26 protein-coding genes and 1 pseudogene are annotated in these 20,775 nt (G+C 40.7%); 3 read left to right on the top strand and 24 right to left on the bottom strand.

All coding sequences use genetic code 11. The annotated features are described in order from the left end of the window. Positions 1–41 precede the first annotated feature (41 nt). Together ABT996_RS08250 and ABT996_RS08245 are read right to left on the bottom strand one after the other, a co-directional pair. Positions 42–377, bottom strand: a complete 336-nt coding sequence (locus tag ABT996_RS08250) for a winged helix-turn-helix transcriptional regulator (RefSeq protein WP_005920929.1) — start codon at positions 375–377, stop codon at positions 42–44. Positions 378–475: 98 nt separating this feature from the next. Continuing rightward, positions 476–985, bottom strand: coding sequence for an HD domain-containing protein (locus tag ABT996_RS08245; protein WP_035447892.1), 510 nt, complete (start codon positions 983–985; stop codon positions 476–478). Between the two features lie 213 nt (positions 986–1,198). Here ABT996_RS08245 and ABT996_RS08240 point away from each other — a divergent pair, with 213 nt between their 5' ends. Continuing rightward, positions 1,199–1,504: a hypothetical protein gene (locus ABT996_RS08240; RefSeq protein ID WP_066023858.1), complete on the top strand. Its 306-nt coding sequence runs from the start codon at positions 1,199–1,201 to the stop codon at positions 1,502–1,504. Between the two features lie 64 nt (positions 1,505–1,568). Beyond that, positions 1,569–1,742 carry a hypothetical protein gene (locus ABT996_RS08235; protein ID WP_010688916.1) on the top strand — a complete coding sequence of 58 codons (174 nt, stop codon included), beginning with the start codon at positions 1,569–1,571 and terminating at the stop codon, positions 1,740–1,742. A 97-nt stretch (positions 1,743–1,839) separates the two neighbouring features. Here ABT996_RS08235 and ABT996_RS08230 read toward each other — a convergent pair whose 3' ends face one another. From ABT996_RS08230 to ABT996_RS08200, 7 genes are all read right to left on the bottom strand, one after another. Continuing rightward, complete coding sequence (locus tag ABT996_RS08230; protein ID WP_010688915.1) at positions 1,840–2,142, bottom strand: hypothetical protein; 303 nt, start codon at positions 2,140–2,142, stop codon at positions 1,840–1,842. 105 nt (positions 2,143–2,247) lie between these two features. Continuing rightward, on the bottom strand, positions 2,248–2,460 hold the full coding sequence (locus ABT996_RS08225) for a hypothetical protein (RefSeq protein ID WP_033193016.1): 213 nt from the start codon (positions 2,458–2,460) through the stop codon (positions 2,248–2,250). An 83-nt stretch (positions 2,461–2,543) separates the two neighbouring features. Then, positions 2,544–2,870, bottom strand: a complete 327-nt coding sequence (locus ABT996_RS08220; RefSeq protein WP_035447888.1) for a polymorphic toxin type 50 domain-containing protein — start codon at positions 2,868–2,870, stop codon at positions 2,544–2,546. After that, on the bottom strand, positions 2,824–2,976 hold the full coding sequence (locus tag ABT996_RS08215; protein WP_237745248.1) for a YjcQ family protein: 153 nt from the start codon (positions 2,974–2,976) through the stop codon (positions 2,824–2,826). Before ABT996_RS08215 ends, ABT996_RS08220 begins: the two co-directional genes overlap by 47 nt. A 157-nt stretch (positions 2,977–3,133) precedes the next feature. Then, positions 3,134–3,448, bottom strand: a complete 315-nt coding sequence (locus ABT996_RS08210; protein WP_010688905.1) for a hypothetical protein — start codon at positions 3,446–3,448, stop codon at positions 3,134–3,136. Positions 3,449–3,699: 251 nt separating this feature from the next. After that, positions 3,700–3,984: a hypothetical protein gene (locus ABT996_RS08205; protein WP_225361389.1), complete on the bottom strand. Its 285-nt coding sequence runs from the start codon at positions 3,982–3,984 to the stop codon at positions 3,700–3,702. Between the two features lie 156 nt (positions 3,985–4,140). Then, positions 4,141–4,449 carry a hypothetical protein gene (locus ABT996_RS08200; RefSeq protein WP_010688903.1) on the bottom strand — a complete coding sequence of 103 codons (309 nt, stop codon included), beginning with the start codon at positions 4,447–4,449 and terminating at the stop codon, positions 4,141–4,143. Between the two features lie 227 nt (positions 4,450–4,676). Between ABT996_RS08200 and ABT996_RS08195 the strand changes: the two are divergent. Next, positions 4,677–4,949 (top strand): annotated as a pseudogene (locus ABT996_RS08195) (tyrosine-type recombinase/integrase); the annotation flags it as partial. Between the two features lie 114 nt (positions 4,950–5,063). Here ABT996_RS08195 and rplS read toward each other — a convergent pair. The 15 genes from rplS to ABT996_RS08120 form a co-directional block, all read right to left on the bottom strand. Next, entirely contained in the window at positions 5,064–5,417 is a 354-nt protein-coding gene (gene rplS, locus ABT996_RS08190) for a 50S ribosomal protein L19 (RefSeq protein ID WP_004047428.1), read from the bottom strand. Between the two features lie 117 nt (positions 5,418–5,534). Next, positions 5,535–6,098, bottom strand: coding sequence for a GNAT family N-acetyltransferase (locus ABT996_RS08185; protein WP_035447886.1), 564 nt, complete (start codon positions 6,096–6,098; stop codon positions 5,535–5,537). Further along, complete coding sequence (gene trmD / locus ABT996_RS08180; RefSeq protein ID WP_010688901.1) at positions 6,091–6,837, bottom strand: tRNA (guanosine(37)-N1)-methyltransferase TrmD; 747 nt, start codon at positions 6,835–6,837, stop codon at positions 6,091–6,093. Before trmD ends, ABT996_RS08185 begins: the two co-directional genes overlap by 8 nt. After that, entirely contained in the window at positions 6,838–7,353 is a 516-nt protein-coding gene (gene rimM, locus ABT996_RS08175; protein WP_010688900.1) for a ribosome maturation factor RimM, read from the bottom strand. 68 nt (positions 7,354–7,421) lie between these two features. Then, positions 7,422–7,670 (bottom strand): KH domain-containing protein, encoded by a 249-nt coding sequence (locus ABT996_RS08170; protein ID WP_004047420.1) that lies wholly within the window; start codon positions 7,668–7,670, stop codon positions 7,422–7,424. A gap of 10 nt (positions 7,671–7,680) precedes the next feature. Then, positions 7,681–7,956 carry a 30S ribosomal protein S16 gene (gene rpsP / locus ABT996_RS08165; protein WP_004047418.1) on the bottom strand — a complete coding sequence of 92 codons (276 nt, stop codon included), beginning with the start codon at positions 7,954–7,956 and terminating at the stop codon, positions 7,681–7,683. 126 nt (positions 7,957–8,082) lie between these two features. Then, positions 8,083–9,510 carry a signal recognition particle protein gene (gene ffh, locus ABT996_RS08160; RefSeq protein WP_035447884.1) on the bottom strand — a complete coding sequence of 476 codons (1,428 nt, stop codon included), beginning with the start codon at positions 9,508–9,510 and terminating at the stop codon, positions 8,083–8,085. A gap of 15 nt (positions 9,511–9,525) precedes the next feature. Further along, positions 9,526–9,867, bottom strand: a complete 342-nt coding sequence (locus ABT996_RS08155; protein WP_010688897.1) for a putative DNA-binding protein — start codon at positions 9,865–9,867, stop codon at positions 9,526–9,528. 9 nt (positions 9,868–9,876) lie between these two features. After that, complete coding sequence (gene ftsY / locus ABT996_RS08150) at positions 9,877–11,220, bottom strand: signal recognition particle-docking protein FtsY (protein ID WP_035447882.1); 1,344 nt, start codon at positions 11,218–11,220, stop codon at positions 9,877–9,879. A gap of 61 nt (positions 11,221–11,281) precedes the next feature. Next, positions 11,282–14,821 (bottom strand): chromosome segregation protein SMC, encoded by a 3,540-nt coding sequence (gene smc / locus ABT996_RS08145; RefSeq protein ID WP_035447881.1) that lies wholly within the window; start codon positions 14,819–14,821, stop codon positions 11,282–11,284. Between the two features lie 25 nt (positions 14,822–14,846). Next, positions 14,847–15,542 (bottom strand): ribonuclease III, encoded by a 696-nt coding sequence (rnc, locus tag ABT996_RS08140; RefSeq protein WP_010688894.1) that lies wholly within the window; start codon positions 15,540–15,542, stop codon positions 14,847–14,849. Positions 15,543–15,622: 80 nt separating this feature from the next. Then, positions 15,623–15,865: an acyl carrier protein gene (gene acpP / locus ABT996_RS08135; RefSeq protein ID WP_010688893.1), complete on the bottom strand. Its 243-nt coding sequence runs from the start codon at positions 15,863–15,865 to the stop codon at positions 15,623–15,625. Positions 15,866–15,913: 48 nt separating this feature from the next. Next, positions 15,914–16,945 carry a phosphate acyltransferase PlsX gene (plsX, locus tag ABT996_RS08130; RefSeq protein WP_035447880.1) on the bottom strand — a complete coding sequence of 344 codons (1,032 nt, stop codon included), beginning with the start codon at positions 16,943–16,945 and terminating at the stop codon, positions 15,914–15,916. Positions 16,946–16,961: 16 nt separating this feature from the next. Then, complete coding sequence (gene recG / locus ABT996_RS08125; RefSeq protein ID WP_035447876.1) at positions 16,962–19,007, bottom strand: ATP-dependent DNA helicase RecG; 2,046 nt, start codon at positions 19,005–19,007, stop codon at positions 16,962–16,964. 67 nt (positions 19,008–19,074) lie between these two features. Beyond that, entirely contained in the window at positions 19,075–20,766 is a 1,692-nt protein-coding gene (locus tag ABT996_RS08120) for a DAK2 domain-containing protein (RefSeq protein WP_035447875.1), read from the bottom strand. Positions 20,767–20,775: the final 9 nt, after the last annotated feature.

Raw genomic sequence — 20,775 nt, 5'->3', positions numbered from 1 at the left:
TACAATTCAGTTTAAGCTCGCATGCATAAATAGTCAAGTAGTTATTTGCAATCTTCTTCAGAATACCACTTTTCTGACCAAATATGTATCTCTTGCATGATCGTTTTTAAAGCGGCGCCCCGGTTGGTCAATTGATAGACCGCACGTGAACTATTGCTAGTCATCACACGTTCTACAAACCCTTCCTTCTCCAACTCTTTTAGACGTTCCACTAAAACGCGATCACTGCATTTCTCAACTTTTTGTGCTATTTCTTTAAAACGCTGTGGCCCTTCGTTCAATAAAACTTCGATGATCAAACCATTCCATTTTTTCCCTAAAATCCCAAAAGTCTTTTGGAACTTCGGACAGACTTTGAATACTGATTGTGTACTCAAGGCACATACCCCTTTCTAAATTACACAAATAGACCCGCACTATCGAGTGATACGGGCCTATTATCTGTGCTTTCAATAGTGCTTAACACTATTTTACACTATTCACTTACTTTCGCAAAGCCTAGAGCTTGTTTTAATGAACCAATTATTTTCAAAGAAAGATGTTTACTGTATTCTTCAGTCGCCGAATATTTATCAACTAATGACACAATGTAGCCTTCTGGATACTTTGGAGGGCAAGTCGTTGCACCCCACATGTGTTTGATGATGATATCTTTTTCGCGTGGAGTTAGTACGGTCAACTTTTCAGCATTACGTACAGCGATCCGCGGATGGATCCACGCATGCGTGCCACGGTCGAATTTAGTCACACGCCAATCATAGTAAAATAAATCATGCAACAAGCCAGCACGAGCTGTAGCTTTTGCATCCAAGTGGAATTTTTTAGCAAGTAAATAGCTTTCATAGGAAACAGCAATACAATGTTCTAAGCGCGTTGAAAAATGGTGTTGCGTATAATTAGCCAACCGTTGGACTTCTGGCTTTTCTAGCAATTCACCTACATAGCTCATATATTCTTCATCATTACGCCATACGTCTTTTTTCATAGATGCTGCCTAACTCCTTTAACCAATATTTTACTAACCAACCCTACTTCTCACTCTTTATCTTACTATTTTATTTTGTAAAAGCAATCTTTAAGCTGTCGTTTTAAGTAATTTAAAGATAAATTTAAAAATTCAGGATCTATTTGTCCAGTAAACGAACATATGTGCTACAATACATAAAAAGAACATGCATTCGCAAAAGAGGTATTAGCTATGGATAAACAAGAATTCGAGACTTATTTAAATGAGCACTGCTCGGCTTTAACTAAATTTCAAGAACGAGCTTTAGACTACCAAGCCAATAAAAATCAAAATCGCGCTAGATCGGCTCGCTGGAATGATGCCAAAGTCCAACGAGCCGCCGATGCAATGTACGATACTTTTCTTACTGGGATCTACACCAAATTACGCAGTGCGATTGAAGACAAATATGATTGCCAAGCTTGGCTCGATTATATCGAAAAATACGGACTCTTAGAACAGTTGGAAGAAAGTGTCCTTGAGATCGAATTTGAGTAAAAAGATAGCAGATGTTTGAGGCATCTGCTATCTTTTTACTCAAAAGTACTGAGGAGATCGTTCCATGACCACACCAGAAAGCCAAGCAAAAATCGAGCAATTTACAGAACTGATGCAGCTTCAAAGGGAGACTGGCATAGAATTTTGTGGACGTGAATATTTCTTCGAACCTATTTTCAGCGACGACCCATTTAAAGCTATCGGTTGGAGGTTTTCTACACTTTGTTTTAGGAAATAATCACTATATCTAACTATTGTTGTGAATGCACATCAATAGTTACTTAAAGTCAATTGAAATTTTTTCCATTGAACTAACACTTACTATAGTCTTTCCTCTAAAGCACCGTATTTCTTGATACCATGTTCTCTTTGATCTTAGTACGCATCATAATCTTATCTTCTTCTCTACACCCTTGAAATACTAATTCATCGACATCATTGAAATAATAGCACCCATCAGGATTATTCATTCTCTCCTGTTCATCAAGCATTATATAATGTTCCATTCCGACTTTATGCCTAAATTCAGCAAGTTGTTCACCTGCTCCATATAAAAGTGGACCAGTAGCACCCCATATTTCTTTCAACACGTAATAATCTATCTTATATTGATACTCTAAGTAATTATGCCTTCCCATCCTATCTTGCCCCTGTTCATTACATTCAATTCTACAGCATATTTATTTTCTTTCACTATATCATATCCTGATAGAACAGCAACTATAACCTTGAATAATTTTAAACTACTCCAGATACTCTGCATGCGCTACGTTATCTTCGTAGCAACAAATATAATCTCCCTTATCACGTCCCTTTTCGGGGACAATCGTTAAATACGCACCATTGTCATCATTATCATAACTAGTAGTATAATCTACAATTTTCCCAATAATAACTCTACCATTTTTTAAAATAACTTTGCCCCTAGCAACTCTTTCAAAATTACTCAAAATCATCCGAATCACCCTTCCATGGAACTAAATGAACACCTGTACTGCTTAGTGTATTTTTACACCAGTAAGCCTTCGTCCTTTGTTATCTATAGCAACAACTCACCTACATATACCCTTTCACGAGGGTCATACTCGGAGTTTTCATTTTTTTCAAACTCTCCTTTTCCTTTAAACTCATTATACAATAATTCGATATCAATGTTGCTGTTAAAAAGCGTTCTACTTTTTCCGTCTTGTGGCGTATGTGGTATATCCTTGTTTTGATGTCTTTTTTGAGCATGCTTATTGATTTCATCTTTCCAAATGCCTTTTGCAAAATTTTCTTGAATATTAGGTGGCTCAAGCTGCGGTTTGTAGCCTGCTTGTTTATCCCTGACTAGTAATATGCCAATTTCTCGGATGGTTAAGTACACTATTTTCTAGTGAAATAACGTCCATGAACTCCATTCCTTTGACGTAACCATACTCGGACAGCATTTTCATCGTTTCGTATAATTGGCGATTCGAAACATCTAACATGCTAGCGTTCAGACTGTCGATGTTAATATCTAAATCGTTCTTATAACAATTCATTTAGGTATTTCAAGATTTTACACGTTACTCGAGCATAGGAATTTGATTTCACGTCTATCACTCCAACATATTAAAAAAGCACTCAATCACGAGTGCATAAGATTTAAGATAATTGTACAATATTCAAGCGGCGATACGCTACCATAATCAATTCTTTAACATTATAGCCGTCAACTTCAAAGTCATCCAGTTCTGGCGCTTTTAAAAACGCTTCAGGATCAGCAACTTGAACAGAACAAATTTCACCACCAGAAAATTCTGTCCACTCTGCAAAAAGAACAGACTGAATCCCCTTAGGCAGTTCTATTCCCCCGCGGTATGTGGGGCCAATCCTGTTAGGGAAGTCAATGTCAATTTCAGGAACAGTTTCATCTAATTCGTATTCAGTCAAACTGAACTTAAAGTTCTCAAAGTCCATTAATACAACTTTCCTCCATTTTTATAATTTTCTATACTTTAAACTCGCTTGCAAGAGTAGTTATTTGTACTTTTCCATTCCATTTTACACCTATTCATCACATTTAATTCTACAGAATATTTATTTGATTTAACTATTATCATATCTAGTATATAGTTGTGTCGTCTGCCTACGTTTGGTTATACAGTTTCCTCTATTCCAATCTAACGTAAACATTCCCGATGGAACAGTCACCCTCGAATAATTTTAGACTACTCTAGATATTCTGCATGTGACACTTCATCTTCATAGCAACAAATATAGCCACCTTTTAACGGACCAGCTTCGGGGACAATTGTCAAGTATGCACCATCATCATTGTTATCATAACTAGTAGTATAATCTACAATTTTTCCGATAAATACTTTACCATTTTTTAAAACGACTTTTCCCCTAGCGGTCCTTTCAAAATTACTTAAAATCATTTGAATCGAATCACCTTTCCATGGAACTAAATGAACACCTATACTGCTATAGTATATTTTAGCTGTTGTCACTCGTTATCTATAGTGACAACTCTACCTACATAATATCCTCTTGCGAAGTCCGTGTTCAAGAATTGTATTTTATTCAAATTTTCCTTCGTAGGAATTTGATTTCACATTTATCACTCCAGTATATTAAAAAAGCACTTAACCATGAGTACTTAAAAATTAAGTCAATTGTTCAATGTTTAATCGACGATACGCCACCATGATCAAATTCTTGACGTTGTAGTTATTGACTTCAATATTATCTAAAAATGGATCATTTAAAAAATCAGCTGGGTCTACAATCTCGATATAACTAATTTTTCCTTCTTTAGTTGAATCCGTATAAATTATAGATACCCCATTACCAGGAAGTTCGATTTCACCAAAACGAGTCTTTCCCGTTATATCTAGAAAATCAACACCGATTGCCGGTATTGTTTCATCCATAAAGTATGAAGTTAATTTAAAACTAATATTTTCAAAATTCATCAATATAGACGCTTCCCTTCTTTTTGTTTATTTAAGTATCTTGGATCTGGTTCGTATGCTGTAACTATATTACCATTTCTTGTAACTACAATAAAAGAATCTTCACCCCAAGAAGAGACCTACGTGGCACAGCGCCCCTTTCTGAAAAATCCCCTAACCCGTTACTACAATGAGTTTTAAAAAAACTATAAAAGAACGTACATTCAAGAAAAGGGAGAAAAATTATCGTCAGTGTCACAGAAACGCTAGAATATAAAAATATAGCCATTTCAAATCAATACAAATCGGATCAAACTAAAACCGCTGCCGGAATGCGCAACCTAGTATCATCGCATATTTTTAGGCATACGCATATTTCCAAACTCGCAGAGCTAGGTGTGCCACTATATGTGATCTAGAATCGTGTTGGTCATGAATCAAGCAAAATAACACAGACGATTTATCTTCATGTCACAGAACAGGCTAAGAAACAATTGAATTCAAAATTGGACGAGCTTTAAAAAAGTTTTCTCCCATTTGTCCCCCCAAAGGGTATTTTTTTAGATCAAATTAGCCTCATCTAATTTTTTGCAAATAAAAAAACCCTTGAAAACTCAAGGGTTTCGACGTTTTTATTAACGGCGGCGTTCTGGGATACGAGCAGCCTTACCTTGTAATGCACGTAAGTAGTACAACTTAGCACGGCGTACACGACCGTAACGTACAACTTCGATCTTGTCAACACGTGGTGTGTGCAATGGGAATGTACGTTCAACACCTACACCATTACTGATTTTACGAACTGTGTAAGTTTCTGAGATACCTTCGCCACGACGTTTGATAACAACGCCTTCGAAGATTTGGATACGTTCACGCTTACCTTCAACGATACGAGCGTGAACACGCACTGTATCACCAGCGCGGAATTCTGGAATATCATTACGTAATTGAGATTCCGTAATCTTTTGGATCAATGGGTTTACTGACATTATATATGTTCTCCTTTTCCTCGACATTCATGTCCAGATACAGCGGAATATCGTTAATCGTCGGCAAATAGCCAATAAATATCTTAACATACTCAAAATTGAATGTAAACATCAATTTTAAAAATTTGGTTTAGCTAATGGTGGTGCTGGCACTGGATGAGTCCCGATAAACTTTTCCATCCAAACCATATCATACCAAGTATCAAATTTGTAGCCACAGCTATGGAAACGGCCGACCAGCCGATACCCTAAATGCTCATGAAAATGCATGCTGGCATAATCAACATGCTCTTGCTCCTCAGTCGCAGGAACACTGATACATGCGTTGATATTTTGGATCCCTTGTCGTTTAAGAGCTTTTTCTAACGCCTGATAGAGCTTTTTGCCAATGCCACCACCTCGACTAGCATGGTCCAAGTAGACTGTGACTTCAACGGCCCATTTGTACGCTTCTCGGTGATTGAAAGAAGCTGCATAAGCAAATCCAACTACGATATCATCTTTTACCGCTACTAAATAAGGATACATCGCCGTAGTCTTTTCGATCCGTTCAGTAAATTCGGTTAAAGTTGGAACTTTATATTCAAACGTGATTGCTGTCTTTTCAACATAATAAGCATAGATCTGGCGCAAAGCCTCAGCATCAGCTTTTTGGACCGGTCTGATCACGACTTCACTCATCGTCATTTACCTCAAGTGTTTTAAACTCCCGTAGCCATTTTTCCTCTTGAGCAGAAAGCTCGTAATTTTCTAGAAGGTCAGGCCGGCGCTCATAAGTCCGACGTAAAGCTTCCTTATTGCGCCATTCAGCGATCTTTTGGTGGTTACCACTTGTTAGTACTTCAGGCACTTTCATTCCTCTAAAATCGGCTGGACGGGTGTATTGTGGATATTCAAGTAAGCCCATCGAAAATGAATCACCTAAAGCCGACTCACGGTTACCCAAAACATCAGGCAATAAACGTACCGTCGCATCGATCACGACCATCGCACCTAATTCACCACCAGTCAAGACAAAATCCCCTAATGAGATCTCATCTGTCACGCGTTCTCTGATCCGTTCATCATAGCCTTCATAATGGCCACAAATAAAGGTCAAATGTTTTTCTTGCGATAATTCTTCGGCAACTTTTTGATCAAATTTACGTCCAGCTGGATCTAATAAGATGACTTTGCCTAAGCCATCATTTTTAGCAGCGATCGCATCTAAAGCATCATAGATTGGTTGAGCTTGTAACAACATGCCAGCGCCACCTCCATAAGGTGTATCATCAACATGACGTTGCTTATTAGTCGTATAGTCACGAAAATCGGTCACTTCGACATCAAGGAGTTGCTTTTCGATCGCTTTGCCCACGATCGATTGCGTCAATGGTCCCTTGAACATTTCGGGAAATAAACTTAAAATATCTATCTTCATCTAGTCATCCAATCCCTCTAAGAGTTCAACATGTACTTTACCAGCAGCTAGATCGACATCTTTGATCACCTCATCGATCACTGGCAGTAAGAGATCATTTTTTTGTTTACGTTTGACGACCCAGACATCATTAGCACCAGGCGATAAGATCTCCTTGATCTCCCCAAGTGAGTTGCCATTTTCATCTACAACATCTAAACCGATGATCTGATGATAGTAATATGAACCATCTTCAAGTTCTTCTTGTTGATCAGCCGAAACCTTTAGATCATCACCCTTGAATTTTTCAACTAAATTGATGTTATCGTAGCCTTCAAACGCTAACATGATAAATTGCTTATGGCGGCGACTCTTTTGGATCGTCAATTCCGTTCCCGTGCTTGCATTTTGCTTAAAAGCATATAATTTATTACCTGGCTTAAAACGCTCTTCTGGAAAATCAGTCGTTGCGATCACCTTGACTTCCCCACAGATCCCGTGAGTATTAACGATTTTTCCAACTTGATAAAATTCCATTTAAAACCCTCCTCGTATTTGCTATTAAAAAAACCTCTGAAGAAACTAGGTTTCAGACAGAGGTTTGATTAATCATCTACAATATTTAAACGAACACGCAAAGGTCCGTCAATACGAATGCTATAAACGATAGTCCGGATCGCTTGAGCTACCCGACCATGTTTTCCAATCACACGCCCGACATCTTCAGGCGCTACAGATAAGTTAAAATTCAGAAAATGTGCATCCTGGGCAGTTGTAATCGCAATCGCCTCAGGTTCAGACACCAATGGTTTGACAATCGATAAGATCAATTGTTTCACATCTGCTTCTGTCATTTACCTAACCTTATTTCTTGGAGTACTTAGCTTCGTGGAATTTCTTCATAACGCCTTCTTTTGAAAGGATGTTACGAACTGTATCTGATGGTTGAGCACCGTTATTCAACCAGCCCATGATAGCTTCTTCTTTAAGTGTAACTTGTTCTGGTTGTGTCAATGGGTTGTATGTACCCACTGTTTCGATGAAACGGCCATCACGTGGAGAACGTGAATCTGCTACAACGATACGATAGAATGGGCGCTTCTTAGAACCCATACGCTTTAAACGAATTTTTACTGACATGCATTACACCTCCTAATATCTTATCAACGATAAATAATATACCAGTAATTTGGTCTGCTGTAAAGGGAAAATTCTTGACAGTTATAAAAAATTTTTCTAATTTAATGAAAAACCTTGATTTACCGCCTATTTGCGCCGCTTACGCAAACGTTGTAATTTACGTTTTTTATTTTTACGTACCATGCGATTCATGGACATCTTAGCTAATTTACCACTGATACCATCACCTAAGAGACCTTCCATCCCACTGAAATTCCCCTTAGACATCTTTTGCATCATATCACGCATTTGTTTAAATTGCTTGATCATTCGGTTCACTTCTTGGATCGGACGTCCTGAACCAGCTGCGATCCGGCGTCTGCGACTTGGATTCAAAAGATCTGGATCTTCCCGTTCTTGTGGTGTCATTGAGTAAACGACCGCCTTGGTATGCTCCATATCTTTAGGATCGACCTTAATATTTTTTAGGGCTGGATTATTGGCCATCCCTGGGATCATCTTCATGATATCTTCGATCGGTCCCATATTTTGAACTTGTTCTAATTGATCTAAAAAGTCATTGAAATCAAAGCTGTTTTCCCGCATTTTATCGGCGAGTTCTTCGGCTTTTTTCTCATCAAAGTCCTTTTGAGCTTTTTCGATCAATGTGAGCATATCACCCATCCCTAAGATACGTGATGCCATTCGATCAGGGTAAAAGACGTCTAAGGCCGTCATTTTTTCACCTTGCCCGATAAATTTGATCGGTTTACCTGTCACCGCACGGATCGAAAGCGCAGCCCCACCACGAGTATCGCCATCTAATTTCGTTAAGACGACCCCCGTTACATCCAATTGATCGTTAAAACCTTGGGCGACTTCCACGGCATTTTGCCCGGTCATCGCATCAACTGTCAGCAAGATCTCATTTGGTTGGGCCAATTCTTTGATATTGACTAACTCATCCATCAATCGTTCATCGATCTGTAAACGACCAGCCGTATCGATGATCACATAGTCATTTTTCTTTTCCTTGGCTAGTTCCATCCCTTGCTTAACGATCTGAACGGGATCGACATCGGTTCCCATTTCAAAGACTGGGACATCTAATTCACGCCCAATCGTCTTCAATTGGTCGACCGCAGCTGGGCGATAAACGTCAGCCGCGATCATCAATGGACGTGCATTTTGTTCGTCTTTTAGGCGCTTAGCCAATTTCCCTGCTGTTGTTGTTTTACCGGCACCTTGTAGCCCGACCATCATAATGACTGTCGGGATCTTAGGTGACTTATTCAATGGTGTGGCTTCTTCCCCCATCACCTTGACTAATTCTTCATTAACGATCTTGACGATCTGTTGTGCTGGCGTCAAGCTTTCTAGCACCTCAGCACCTACAGCTCGAGTACGCACGGTCTTCACAAAGTCTTTGACTACTTTAAAGTTAACGTCAGATTCCAACAAGGCTAAACGGATCTCGCGCATTACCTCTTTGACGTCGGATTCGCTGACCTTACCCTTACGCCGTAATTTTCCGATCGCATTTTGGAGACGTTCTGTTAATCCTTCAAATGCCATTTAGTGCACCAACTTTCATTTTTCTTCTAAAATTTCTAATTTTTCGACCAATGCTAATAATTTCTCATCGGTCGGATATTTTTCAGTCACATAAGCTAAAAGTTCATCCGTTTTTTCGCTTTGTTGTAAAAAATCACGATACAGATGCAGTTTCTGCTCATATTCTTCTAAAATTTTTTCGGTCCGCTTGATGTTATCATAGACTGCTTGCCGTGAAACTTCATAGTTTTCGGCGATCTCACCTAACGAAAAATCGTCCCGGTAATATAAAGCAATGTAATTCATCTGCTTTTTAGTCAGCAAAGGCTCATAGAATTCAAACAAAGCATTTATCCGATTGGTTTTTTCAATTGCCATTTTCTTACCTTAATCTTTCTTAGGTGTAACTAGGCCTTTGAATAAGCCATAGACAAATTCTTCAGGTGAAAAGTCGCGGAGATCGTCCATTTTTTCGCCTAGACCAACTAATTTCACTGGTAAATGAAGTTCATTTCTGATCGCTAACACGATCCCCCCACGTGCAGTCCCATCTAACTTAGTCAAGACGATCCCGGTAACGTCGGTAACTTCTTTAAATTGTTTAGCTTGCGTCAAGGCATTTTGACCTGTTGTAGCATCTAAAGCCAATAATACTTCTTGCGGTGCTTCGGGCAATTCACGCGTAATGACACGCTTGATCTTATCCAACTCGTTCATCAAGTTGACTTTATTTTGCAAACGTCCAGCTGTATCGACCAATAAGATATCATAGTTTTCTTTTTTAGCCTTGATCACAGCATCGTAAACAACAGCTGCTGGATCGCTTTTTTCTGGCTTAGTAACTACATCGACTCCAACACGTCGGCCCCATTCAGCTAGCTGCTCGATCGCACCTGCTCGGAAAGTATCACCCGCGGCTAACAACACTTTTTTACCAGCTTGTTGGTAACGGTGAGCTAATTTACCGATCGTTGTCGTTTTACCTACACCATTGACCCCAACAAATAAGAACACGGTCGGTTCATCTGGGTCCTTAGCAAAATGTAAACTATTGTCTTCATCAACGCCTTCACTTTCATAGATGTCGACTAAACGCTCGATGATCGCATCAGAGACATCGGAGCGACTTTTAGCATTACGCAATTTTACTTCATCTTGCAATTCATCACTGATCTTCATCGCCGTCTCAAAGCCAACGTCAGCTTCGATCAAAGTTTCTTCGAGTTCTTCAAAGAAATCCTCATCTACTCGTCTAAAATTAGCCAATAAAGCATTTAATTTAGCACCAAATCCCTTACGCGACTTAGCCAAACCTTTGTCATAACGCACGGTTTCAGAAGGTGTCGTCTCTGTTTCAGGTTCCTTAGGTGCCACTTTAGTTTCTTCTAACTCAGCACTTTGTTGTTCTAATAGCTCTTCTTCGACTTCTTCTTCATTTTCTGATGTTACTTCAATTTCTTTTGTGACTTCTACTTCTTCTGGTGTTTCGACCACTTCTTCAGTCACTTCAGTTTCCTTATCGACTGGTTCAGTCGCTTTTGCTTCATCAGTTTTTGCTTCTGTTACTTCAGACTGATCTTCTTCTGGTGTAACAGTTGTCGTTTCATCAGTCGCAGTTTCCTCAGGTTCTGAGCTTTCTTCTTCTGAGGTCGAAACAATTTCGTCTTCTTTTTTTGGCTCTTCTTCAGGTTCACCCGAAAAGGCTCGTCTTAATCGATCAAAAAGGCCCATGCCCATCCCTCATTTCTTATTTTGTTTTATTTTATCAAATTCATTTGTATTTTCCAAAACACTATGCTAATTCATCCAACGATACCGAGACCATCTTTGAGACCCCAGATTCTTGCATCGTGACCCCATATAAGACATCGGCGTTCATCATCGTCCCTTTACGGTGGGTGATCACGATAAATTGCGTCTGGGCATTGAACCGTTGGAGATAGCGTGAATAACGGATAACATTAGCATCATCCAAAGCAGCTTCAGCCTCATCCAAAACTACAAAAGGTACTGGGCGGACCTTTAAGATCGCAAACAATAATACGATCGCAGTCAAAGCCCGTTCCCCACCTGAAAGTAGATTTAAATGCTGGAATTTCTTACCTGGTGGCTGAACCATGATCTCGACACCAGTGGTCAAGAGATCGGCTGGATCAGTCAAACTAAGTAGCGCCTTTCCTCCTTCAAAGACCTGCGGAAAGATCTCAGAAAAGGCAGCTGCAACTTCATCAAAAGCTTGTTTAAAACGACTTTTGGCTTCAGTATCCATTTCATCCATACTTTGGACTAATTGCGCTTTTGCCTCTAACAGATCGGCTTGTTGTTGCGTCAAGAATTCATAACGCGTATTGATCCGTTCAAATTCATTGATCGCCCCTAAATTGACTTCACCTAGCTCTTCGATCCCTAATTTCAAAAGATGGACTTTATTTTTGACAAATTCTAGATCTGTTGCTTGGTTTTCTTGTTTAGCCATTTCATAACTCAAGCCATAGTTTTGAGCTAATTCATCTAGATCACGTGCTAGATCTGCTTTGCAACTCCCCAGTTGTGCCTTGATCTCGCTCTTTTCATCCAGGCTAGCCTGACGCAATTCATTTGCCCGTTTCAATTCTTGTTGGGCATTTTTAAGGCGTACCGCTAGATCTTGACGTTTTTGTTTTTGATCTGCGATCGCTTGCTCAAGCTCTTCATAACGCTGTTCGACATCTTGGCGTTTAGCTTCGATATCGGTGTCGCGCACCTGATTTTGTTTTTGATTTTCTTTGATCTCAGTGATCTTAGCTTGTGCTTTAGTGATCCGGGCATGTGTTTGGTCTAATTGCACTTGGCTTTCTTTGACTTGAACTTGTAGCAACTGCGCTCTTTCTTTGGCGATCGCTTCTTTTTGCTTGAGTTCATTTAAAGTCTCTTGCTGTTTTGCTTGTGTCGCACTGGTATCTTTTTGTAAAGCGACTCGCAATTTTATCTCATTTTGCTTGGCTTCAATATCTTTTGCCAACGTTGCCTGTTTCTCGACCAAAGCTTGACGTTTACTTTCATACTGACTTTGATCAGCCTCACTCATGCTAGCTATTACTTCTAACTGTTCAACTTGCTTAGCTTGATGTTCGACTTCAAGCTCACAGCGTTCCAAAGCCTTGAGTGCTTGTTGTTGTTCTTCTAATGCCTGTTGTTCACTTGGCTTCATTTCTTCTAGCTCTTGGACTAGTTGTTCAACTTTTTCTTTAGTCTGGCCACCTTCAAATTCGATCTGCGATAGTTTTTGTTCCATCACAGTAATATCAGCTGCCAGTTTTTCAACTTGTTGCTGTTGTTCTAACAGACCAGTTCGTTGCTTTCTATCTTGTCCCCCAGTCATCGAGCCGCCAGCATTGATAACTTCACCCGCTAAAGTTACGATCTTGACACTATAATTGAGCTTTACAGCAAGCTTAGTAGCTGCATCTAGGTCTTGGGCGATCACGATCGCTCCTAATAAATGTTCGACAACAGGTTTATCCAAAGGATCGTACTGGACCAGATCTTTGGCCAGCCCGACAACACCTGCTTGTTGCTTGACCGTCTGTAAGTGACCTTGGGCTAAAAAGCGTGGTTTGACAGTCGTACGGGGCAAGAATGTCGCCCGCCCAGCTTTTTGCTTCGTCAGATAATTGATCGCCGCTTTTGCACTTTTATCATCGGTCACGATCACATTTTGTAATTGTGCACCTAATGCCACATCGATTGCTTTAGCTACTTTAGCTGGGACCTTAAGCCGTTGAGCTACCGAACCTACTACACCAGTCAGATCTGCTTGTAAGATCGCTTTGACCCCGTGATAATAGCCGGCATAATTAGCTGCAATATTTTGCAGTGATTCATGCTGCGCACGCGCCTTTTGCAAGATCTCACTTGCCTTGAGCCAGCGTCTTTGTTGGTCTTCGCGCAAACGCTGAGCGGTCGTTTGTTGCGTTTGAAGTTCGTTCACTGTTGCTTGAAGTTTAGCATGAGCCGCTTTAGCTTCAGCCGCTTGTTTACTTGCCTTTGCCTGTTTTTCTTTGAGCGTGGCCAACTGTTCTTTAGCACTTGTGATCCGCTTTTTGTCAGCTTGCTTTTGATCTGAATTGCGTTTGTTTTCCTGTTCTAAGTAGGCTAATTCATTTTTAGCCGAAACTTGTGCCTGCATCAGATCGATCAGGTCTTGCCGTAGCTTTTCGATCTGATCAGCCAAAGTCTCAGGATCATCGACTAATGCCGCCTGGATATCCTGGATCTGCTTAGTATACTTATCTTGTAAGAAAGCTGCTTTGGCTTGCTGTGTTGTCAGATCATCAACTTGTGCTTGTAATTGCGCAACCAAACTTTCATCGCGCTTGATATTTTCATTGAACTCAGCGAGGCGTTCTTTAAAGAGATCATCATCATGCTTTGAGATATCTTGACGTCCGATCAGCTTCTCACGTTGTCCCGTCAAAAGGTTGAATTCTCTTTGATCTTCATCTAATTTTGCTTCTAATTTTGCTTGCTTATCGGCTAATTGTTGCGATTTTTGCTCTTGGAGCTCAGCGTGCTTCGTGTGAGTCGCTAGCAATTTTTCGATCTCAGAAAGTTTTGTTTCGATCTGTGCTTTAGTTTTGGCACGTTGCTCGATCTCTAAGACTAGCCGACTTTTTTCATAATGATCAAACTCTTCTTTTTGAGCCACATAGTCCTTAGCAATACTTGCTTGTTCTTTTAGTGGTTCTCTTTGTTGCCGTAATTCAGTAATAATATCTGCTACCCGATCTAGGTGATCTGTAGTTTCAGCTAGCTCTTGTTGCGCTTTTTGCTTTTCTTTTTTGTACTTGACCACACCGGCGACTTCTTCGATCAAGACACGCCGATCTTGGGGTTTACTGTTAAAGATCGCTTCAACTTTCCCCTGTGAGATGATCGAAAATGATTCCCGACCCAAGCCAGTATCCATGAACAATTCTACAATGTCACGCAAACGGACTTTAGCATTATTGATCAAAAAATCACTGTCGCCATTTCGGTAGATCTTACGCGAGATCACAACTTGATCGGCATTTAGATCTAAAAAATGGTCTGAGTTATCAAATTCTAATTCAACTTCGGCATGATTTAGCGGAGCCCTTGTTTGAGAACCAGCAAAAATAACATCTGGCATTTTTCCCCCGCGTAAGCTCTTAGCGGATTGCTCCCCTAAAGCCCAACGTAAAGCTTCGATGATGTTACTTTTACCACTCCCATTGGGCCCAACGATCCCAGTCATACCACCTTGAAATTCGATCTTGGTCTTGTCAGCAAAGGATTTAAATCCGTTTAGAGTCAACGACTTTAACTTCATGCTGAATTTCTTCCCTTCAAATAAACTAATTTTTTTGGAGTGCTTTTAATGCTTGGAAAGCCGCTTGTTGTTCGGCAGCTTTCTTTGACATTCCTTTTCCTTCACCGATCTTTTGTCCATCAGCATAAACCGCCATGGTGTATTCTTTTTCATTATCCGGACCATTTTCAGCAACTTTTACATAAGTGATCTTGCAATCCCCATGTTGTTGCAATAATTCTTGAAGTTCAGTTTTATGATCTAAATAGTGATCAAACCAGCCCAGATCAAGCTTAGGAAAGACGACCCGACTGATAAAGCTGACTACGACGCCTTTACCTTGATCAAGGTATAATGCCCCGATAAAAGCTTCAAAAATATCGCAAAGTAACGACGCCCGATTACGTGCATTGGCTTTTTCTTCACCTTTGCCTAAGCGGATATATTCATCAAAATGGCATTCCTTAGCAAATTTGCTGAAACTGTCTTCACAGACCATCGCCGCACGCAAGCGTGAGAGTTTTCCTTCTGGTAAAGTAGGATAGCGTTTAAATAGGTATTCTGAGACGCAAAGTTGCATCACAGCGTCGCCTAGAAATTCGATCCGTTCATAATATTTTAGTTTTTCACGTGGATGTTCGTTTACATAAGAAGCATGGGTAAAAGCTTCGTCAAGTAAAGCTGTATTTTTAAAATCAATGCCAAAATCATCCTTTAGCATTTGTGTTAGTCCAATTATCAAAATGATTCTCCTCACTTTATTAATGCATTATCCATTATAGCAAAAAAGACCAGCTTTGTTACAGCTGGTCTAAGATAATTCTATCCTTGATGTGAAGCGATATAATCTACAGCATCTTTAACTGTCACGATTTGTTCGGCATCTTCGTCAGAAATTTCAGCACCAAAAGTATCTTCTAATTCCAAAACAAATTCTACCAGATCGATCGAATCGGCATCAAGATCAGTCTTAAAGTTTGTTTGTTCTGTCACCTTATCAGTGGAGACATCGAAGTGATCCTCAATAATTGTTGTGATCTTTGTAAGAATTTCGTTTTCTGTCATGGATATCAACCTCACCTATCCTAGTTTTTCGCAAACAAGTATATCATATTACTCAGCGTCTTTGCTATCTAAAGCTTCTTTCGCTTGTTGGGCTTGCCAGTATTTTGTAAAATTAGGCACCATTTCTTCATTGATCATGGTCCTGATCTGTTTTAATGTGTAATACACTGTCAGATCATCACTTGACCCGTGCGCTTTAACGACCGGTGCTTTGACCCCAAGTAAGACCGCACCACCATATTGAGCTTGGTCCATGCGACCCTTAATGCTCTTTAGATCGTCTTTTAGTAATAGTGCACCTAATTTGCCTTTAGCACCAGCATTGGCGATCGTGTCTTTCAACAAACTCATTACAGCTAGAGCCGTCCCTTCGATCGCTTTTAAGACTGCATTCCCTGTAAAGCCATCCGCAACGACTACATCACAGACACCTTTCATCAGATCTTTAGACTCAACATTTCCGATAAAATTCAAATTTTCATCAGCTGCTAAAAGTTGGTAAGCTTCTTGTGTCACTTTACTTCCCTTATGCGGTTCAGTCCCATTGTTCAATAGTCCGATCCGTGGTTCTTTGATCCCGCGAACGTTGCTAGCGTAATACGTACCTAAAAGGGCATATTGATAAAGGTGCTCTGGTTTACTATCGGCATTAGCCCCACTATCAAGTAAGTTGAATGCTCCATCCTGTCCTGAAACAACAGGTAAAGTCGATAGTAAGCCCGGACGCGTGATCCCCTTGATCCGTCCGACCAGTAAAAGTCCCGCTGTCAAAAGAGCCCCTGTGTTCCCACAAGAAAACAGCGCATCGGCTTCTTTAGCCTTGACTGCATTAGCTGCCACGACCAAAGACGAATCTTTCTTACGCCGGATCGCCCGGACCGGTTCATCATTCATCCCGATCACTTCAGTTGTGTTAACGATCGTGATCCGCGTTTGATCAGTTATATATTTCTCGATCGCGGTCTTATCACCATACAAAACAAGTTCTAGGTCGCTGAACTCATCACGTGCTTTGAGCGCACCCTTAACAACACTTTCGGGTGCATTGTCGCCCCCCATTGCATCGATCGCAATTTTCATTTCATACATCCTCTCTTTAGTCAAAACTGGTAAAATAAGTAAGCTCTTGATTCAAATAGCGCATCAAGCCGGTATTTTCCTGACGATAACAGAATTTTTCGTCGGCTAAAAGTTTAGCCACTTCTAATTGTGCTACTTGTAAAATATTGAAATCACTCACTGGATCACCGATCTTAAAATCCGGTAGCCCCGATTGTTTCTTACCTAAAACATCCCCTGGGCCGCGTAATTCTAGATCTTTTTGGGCAATCACAAAGCCATCTGTCGTTTCGACCATTGTTTTCATTCTTTCGATCCCATACTCACTCTTAGGATCAGCTACTAACAAACAATATGATTGTTTATTGCCCCGTCCGACACGACCACGCAATTGATGCAACTGCGCTAAACCAAAGCGGTCAGCATCTAAGATCACCATGACTGTTGCATTAGGAACATCGACCCCAACTTCGATCACTGTAGTCGAGACTAAAACGTCTAGCTCACCTGCTTTAAAGCGATCCATTACTTCATCTTTTTGTTCGGACGTCAGCTGACCATGTAACAATCCTAACTCATAGCGTCCTGCATAGTGAGCCTTTAACTTTTCATAGATCTCTGTAGCATTTTGAAGATCTAGCATTTCTGACTCAGCGATCAATGGTGAGATCACATAAGCTTGTGAACCATTTTGCAACTGTTGTTCCATAAAGTCAAGTGCTTGCGTAAATTGCTTTTGGCGTAACCAGTTTGTTTTAATGGTTTGCCGGCCCTTAGGTAGTTCATCAATTATCGAAACATCCATCTCACCATAAGTCGTGATCGCTAATGTCCGTGGGATCGGAGTCGCGGTCATCGCTAAGGCATCAGGAGAATCTCCCTTTTGGCGTAGAGCTTGACGCTGACCAACACCAAAGCGATGCTGTTCATCAGTAACGACTAAGCCTAGCTTTTTAAAATTGACATTGTCCTGGATCACTGCATGTGTCCCGACTAATAGGTTTATCTCCCCACTGGCTAAATTATCCAGTAAAGTCTGCTTAGCCTTTTGATTGCGAGTCACACTACTGGTCAATAAGGCTACGTTGACCTCTGGTATACCTTCAAACAATTGGGCTAACTTTTGGGCATGTTGTTGCGCTAAGATCTCAGTCGGTGCCATCAAGACCGTTTGATACCCCGCTGTAACAGCAGCATACATGGCTAAAGCCGCCACGACCGTTTTTCCTGAACCCACATCCCCCTGTAAGAGACGATTCATGTGTTCCGGCCGGTGTAGATCCCGACAGATCTCGTTAACGACCCGTTTTTGGGCCGCTGTCAGTTCAAACGGTAACTGTTTGATGAATTGACGCAATTTATCGTTGTCGTATTTGATAACGATCCCGTTTTCCTTACGGTGTTTTTGCTTAAGCAGTTGGATCCGCAATTGGAATTTAAAAAACTCTTCAAAGATCGCTGAACGCCGGGCTGCTTTTCCTTGAGCCAAAGTCACTGGAAAATGCATATCATGGATCATCTGCGCACGTGTCTCTAAGCGAAATTTTTGGCGCAAACTATCGGGGACGATATCAAATATCAGATCATGGTAGTCAGCATAGGCTAGTGAAACAAGATCTTTGATCGTTTTAGCCGTGATCTCCTTTGAAGCCCGGTAAACACCAGCTAGATCTTCATCTTTAGCCTGATACATCACTTTCATCCCAGTCAAACTCTGGCGGCGTTGATCATATTTACCATAGATCGCGACCTCTTGCCCCGTACTCAATTGTTTAGCTAAATAACCTTGATTAAAAAAGGTCACTTTAACTAGATCATTTTCGACCAATAAGCCAAAATTCAACCGCATTTTAGCCCGGCCAAAATTAGAAACGACTGGTGGTGCAGCGATGACACCCTTTAAGACGACTTTTTCGCCATCAGCTACGTCGCTTAGTTGTTTGACCGTCAGATCCTCATAGCGAAATGGGTAATAGGTCAACAGGTCTTCGATCGTATTTATCCCTAATTTGTTCAACGCCTGTAATTTTTTAGGACCCACGCCTTTCAACACTGCAGGTGAGTCCGTCAAGGCTCGTGCCATAAATAATCCCCCTCAAACAAATAAATTCTAACTTCTATGCTCGCTAGAAGTTAGAATTTATCGCGCATTATTCGACTGAGATCAAGTATGGATAAACTGGTTGGTCACCTTCATGGATCTCAATTTCGATCTCAGGATCTAATTCTTCAAGCTGAGCTGCAATTTCGTTTGCTTGTTCTTCTGAACCATCTTGACCATAGATGATCGTTACGATCTCACTATCTTCATCTAACATCACCTTAGCCATCTCGATCGCTGCTTGTTCACAAGTTGGTTGGGTGACTACGATCTTACCATCAACGATCCCCATATAATCATCTTTCTTGATCGGGCGACCCTCGATCGTTGTATCACGTACCGCGACCGTAACTTGCCCTGAAAGAACTGCATCCATTTCTTCAGTCATCGCTTCGGTATTTTCTTCGATCGAAGCTGCATCATTAAAGCCAAGCATTGCGCTCATACCTTGGGCGATCGTCTTACTCAAAACTACGGCAACTTGAGCATCAGCTACTTCAGCTGCTTGTTGAGCTGCTAAGAAGATATTCTTATTGTTTGGTAAGATGATCACTTTCTTAGCATTGGTCTGCTCGATCGCTTCAACGATATCTTTCGTACTTGGATTCATCGTTTGACCACCATTGATGATATGCGTTACGCCCAAGTTTTTGAAGATATTAGCGATCCCTTCACCTGAAGCGATCGCGATCACACCATATTCTTTTTGAACTTCTGGGGTAGCCGGAATATTAGGTGCTGGCATTTCATCATCTTTTTCCAAGATCGTTTCATGTTGCAAACGCATGTTATCGACTTTGACTTTGATCAAAGAACCAAATTCTTGACCATAGGATAATACCTTACCTGGATGCTCTGTGTGGACGTGAACTTTAACCACTTCATCGTCGGCAATAACGAGTAATGAATCCCCGATCTTAGATAGATGTTCCCGGAATTCATCGTAGTTAAATTCCTTGTCGACTAAGCGTCCTGCCCCTAAACGGACCATGATCTCAGTACAGTAACCAAATTCAATATCTTCAGTATGCAATTGACTTTGGGCACTCTTATGGTGTTCTGCATTGACCATTTCATCCATTTCGATCGGGCTTGGTGTATGAACTTCATCTTCTTGGCGTTCATTGCCAGCTAAAGCATCATAAAATCCTTGATAGACAAAAGTTAGTCCTTGACCACCAGAATCAACAACGCCAACTTCTTTTAAAACGGGTAAAAGATCTGGGGTCGTTTGTAACGCAGCCTCCGCAGCTTCATAAGTCGCTTTCATAACTTCAACGACATCAGCTGTTTGGGCAGCCGTTTTTTTAGCTGCTTCAGCTGCCTTCCGTGCTACCGTCAAGATCGTACCTTCTTGCGGTTTCATAACTGCTTTATAAGCTGTTTCGACCCCACCTTGAAGGGCTACAGCCAGATCAGCCGCACTCAAAGTTTCTTTTTGGGTAACACTTTTTGAAAAGCCACGGAAAACTTGGGATAAAATAACACCCGAGTTACCACGTGCCCCCATCAACAGACCTTTAGCTAAAGCATTAGCTAATTCCCCAACATTACTTGAAGTTGACTCGGCAACATATTTTTCACCGCTCGCAAAGGAAAGACTCATATTTGTCCCTGTATCCCCATCGGGCACCGGAAACACATTCAATGAATTGATAAATTCTGCATTATTAGTCAATCTTTTCGAACTGACCAGAATCATTTTACGAAATTCTGTTTCAGTAATATTCTCCACTTTCAAGTTACTAAC

The sequence above is a fragment of the Ligilactobacillus sp. RTP31139st1_D10_RTP31139_211217 genome (assembly GCF_040226755.1).
GTDB lineage: Bacteria > Bacillota > Bacilli > Lactobacillales > Lactobacillaceae > Ligilactobacillus > Ligilactobacillus animalis.
The sequence above is the reverse complement of the archived record's forward strand: the minus strand, read 5'-3'. Positions and strand labels throughout refer to the sequence as shown.

Excerpts from the sequence above, each read along its gene's own strand:
- ABT996_RS08225 (WP_033193016.1), bottom strand. The coding sequence starts at position 2,460 with ATGATTTTGAGTAATTTTGAAAGAGTTGCTAGGGGCAAAGTTATTTTA.
- rplS (WP_004047428.1), bottom strand. The coding sequence starts at position 5,417 with ATGTCAGTAAACCCATTGATCCAAAAGATTACGGAATCTCAATTACGT.
- ABT996_RS08210 (WP_010688905.1), bottom strand. The coding sequence starts at position 3,448 with ATGGACTTTGAGAACTTTAAGTTCAGTTTGACTGAATACGAATTAGAT.
- ABT996_RS08155 (WP_010688897.1), bottom strand. The coding sequence starts at position 9,867 with ATGGCAATTGAAAAAACCAATCGGATAAATGCTTTGTTTGAATTCTAT.
- smc (WP_035447881.1), bottom strand. The coding sequence starts at position 14,821 with ATGAAGTTAAAGTCGTTGACTCTAAACGGATTTAAATCCTTTGCTGAC.
- recG (WP_035447876.1), bottom strand. The coding sequence starts at position 19,007 with ATGGCACGAGCCTTGACGGACTCACCTGCAGTGTTGAAAGGCGTGGGT.
- rpsP (WP_004047418.1), bottom strand. The coding sequence starts at position 7,956 with ATGTCAGTAAAAATTCGTTTAAAGCGTATGGGTTCTAAGAAGCGCCCA.
- ABT996_RS08215 (WP_237745248.1), bottom strand. The coding sequence starts at position 2,976 with ATGTTAGATGTTTCGAATCGCCAATTATACGAAACGATGAAAATGCTG.
- plsX (WP_035447880.1), bottom strand. The coding sequence starts at position 16,945 with ATGAAAATTGCGATCGATGCAATGGGGGGCGACAATGCACCCGAAAGT.
- trmD (WP_010688901.1), bottom strand. The coding sequence starts at position 6,837 with ATGAAGATAGATATTTTAAGTTTATTTCCCGAAATGTTCAAGGGACCA.
- ABT996_RS08240 (WP_066023858.1), top strand. The coding sequence starts at position 1,199 with ATGGATAAACAAGAATTCGAGACTTATTTAAATGAGCACTGCTCGGCT.
- ABT996_RS08230 (WP_010688915.1), bottom strand. The coding sequence starts at position 2,142 with ATGGGAAGGCATAATTACTTAGAGTATCAATATAAGATAGATTATTAC.
- ftsY (WP_035447882.1), bottom strand. The coding sequence starts at position 11,220 with ATGGGCCTTTTTGATCGATTAAGACGAGCCTTTTCGGGTGAACCTGAA.
- ABT996_RS08200 (WP_010688903.1), bottom strand. The coding sequence starts at position 4,449 with ATGAATTTTGAAAATATTAGTTTTAAATTAACTTCATACTTTATGGAT.
- rimM (WP_010688900.1), bottom strand. The coding sequence starts at position 7,353 with ATGGAATTTTATCAAGTTGGAAAAATCGTTAATACTCACGGGATCTGT.
- ABT996_RS08185 (WP_035447886.1), bottom strand. The coding sequence starts at position 6,098 with ATGAGTGAAGTCGTGATCAGACCGGTCCAAAAAGCTGATGCTGAGGCT.
- acpP (WP_010688893.1), bottom strand. The coding sequence starts at position 15,865 with ATGACAGAAAACGAAATTCTTACAAAGATCACAACAATTATTGAGGAT.
- ABT996_RS08170 (WP_004047420.1), bottom strand. The coding sequence starts at position 7,670 with ATGACAGAAGCAGATGTGAAACAATTGATCTTATCGATTGTCAAACCA.
- ABT996_RS08245 (WP_035447892.1), bottom strand. The coding sequence starts at position 985 with ATGAAAAAAGACGTATGGCGTAATGATGAAGAATATATGAGCTATGTA.
- ffh (WP_035447884.1), bottom strand. The coding sequence starts at position 9,510 with ATGGCATTTGAAGGATTAACAGAACGTCTCCAAAATGCGATCGGAAAA.
- ABT996_RS08235 (WP_010688916.1), top strand. The coding sequence starts at position 1,569 with ATGACCACACCAGAAAGCCAAGCAAAAATCGAGCAATTTACAGAACTG.